This window comes from Protofrankia sp. Cr1 (genome assembly GCF_963555865.1).
Lineage (GTDB): Bacteria > Actinomycetota > Actinomycetes > Frankiales > Frankiaceae > Protofrankia.
On the sequence record NZ_CAUVXO010000407.1, the window covers coordinates 1 to 1,681 of the forward strand.

Here is a 1,681-nt window from a genome sequence, read left to right on the forward strand (position 1 = left end):
CTTACCGTCGGGAACCGTGAGTGTCTATGCTCAATCCCGACGCCGAGTGGGAGAGTGCATGGCCGATCAGATCATGCTGGGTAAGACGGCCCGGGTCACTGGGACGATCATGCCGGGTGTGGTGGGCGAGGTGATGGTCTCCGTGCGCGGGGGTGCGGAGGCGTTCCACGCCTATGCCGCTGAGGACGGTGTGACGATCGCGGTCGGAGCGCGGGTTCTCGTCGTGGAGTATCACCCACCCCGTACCGTGTTCGTCACCAGATTGTGAATACGCCGGTACTGTTCCCGCTGTTCCCGCCGGGCCGGCCGGTGTATTCCCGTAATCTCGGCGGTCCATGATCTCAGCAGAGGAGATCCAATGATCCCGATCCTCGTCGCAGCGGGTGTGGGCATCATCTTCGTCGTGGGCGTCGTCAAGTTGATGTGGCGCGTGGCGGAACCTAATGAAGCCTTGATCATTTCAGGTTTACGAGCATACCGGAACCCGGACAATGCCGTGGCCGAAAGCCTCGGTTTCAAGATTGTGACCGGGAAGGGAGTCCTGGTCATGCCGGGCGGACAGAATGTCCGTCGCCTCTCCCTGGACCTGCAGGCCGCCCAGTTGAGCGTCGACTGCGTCACCCAGCAGGGAATCCCCGTGGGTGTGCGCGGTGTAGTGATCTTCAAGGTCGGGGACGATTACGCCTCGATCGCCAATGCCGCCCGAAGGTTCCTCGACCAGCAGAACAAGATGGAAGCCCGGGTGCACAATGTGTTCGCCGGTCATCTCCGGGCGATGGTCGGCCAGCTCACCATCGAGGATATGATCAGGGATCGGGAGAAGTTGACGGCCCTGACCCGGGCGAGTTCCGGCACGGAGATGCAGAAACTCGGCCTGATCGTCGACTCCCTGCAGATTCAGGAGATCGACGACCCCACCGGCTACATCAAGAACCTCGGGCGTCCTCATGTCGCCGCCGTGGCCTCCCAGGCGCGGATCGCCGAGGCCCAGGCCGATCGGGAGGCGACCGAACAGGAGCAGATCGCCGCCGCGCTCAAGGCCGAGGCCGCTCGGAACAGCGCGATCAAGCAGTCGGGTTTCCAGGCCGAGGTCGACGAGGCCGCAGCGCGGGCGCATCAGGCCGGCCCGCTGGCCGAGGCAACCGCCCACCAGCAGGTGGTGGTCGAGCAGACCAAGGTCGCCCAGCTGGAGGGTGACCGGGAGGAACAGCGCCTACAGGCGACGGTCCGCAAGCCGGCGGACGCCCGCGCCTACGAGCAGACCACCCTGGCGCGTGCCAGTCGCGACGCACAGATCAGCGCGGCGGAGGCGAGCGCCCAGGAGACAACGCTGGTGGCTGCGGCGCAGGCCGAGTCGACCCGGATCATCGGGGATGCTGACGCTCATGCCCGGCGCGCGATCGGTGAGGCTGATGCCGCCACCCTGGCGGCGAAGGGACTGGCGGCGGCTGAGGCGATCAGGGCACGGGCGGACGCCCTTTCGGTGAACCAGGATGCGGTGATCGGCCAGCAGCTCGCCGAGCAGTGGCCGGCCATCGTCGAGGCGGCGGCGAAGCCCTTCGGCGACGTCGACCAGATGATTCTCCTCAACGGCGCGACCGGTATCGCCGAACTGCTGACCCAGGCGTTATCCCAGGGCAGCGCAGGCCTTCAGCTCGCACGGTCGCTGCTCTCGGGCCAG

At 66.2% G+C, this 1,681-nt stretch carries 2 protein-coding genes; both read left to right on the forward strand.

All coding sequences use genetic code 11. From position 1 onward, the window contains the following. The first annotated feature begins 58 nt into the window (after window positions 1–58). Window positions 59–268 (forward strand): hypothetical protein, encoded by a 210-nt coding sequence (locus U9980_RS22460; protein ID WP_322747041.1) that lies wholly within the window; start codon window positions 59–61, stop codon window positions 266–268. A 90-nt stretch (window positions 269–358) separates the two neighbouring features. Then, a partial coding sequence (locus U9980_RS22465; RefSeq protein WP_322769748.1) for an SPFH domain-containing protein occupies window positions 359–1,681 on the forward strand: 1,323 nt, incomplete at its 3' end.

What these genes read in the sequence shown, in the direction of transcription:
- U9980_RS22460 (WP_322747041.1), top strand. Translation starts at nt 59, where the DNA reads ATGGCCGATCAGATCATGCTGGGTAAGACGGCCCGGGTCACTGGGACG.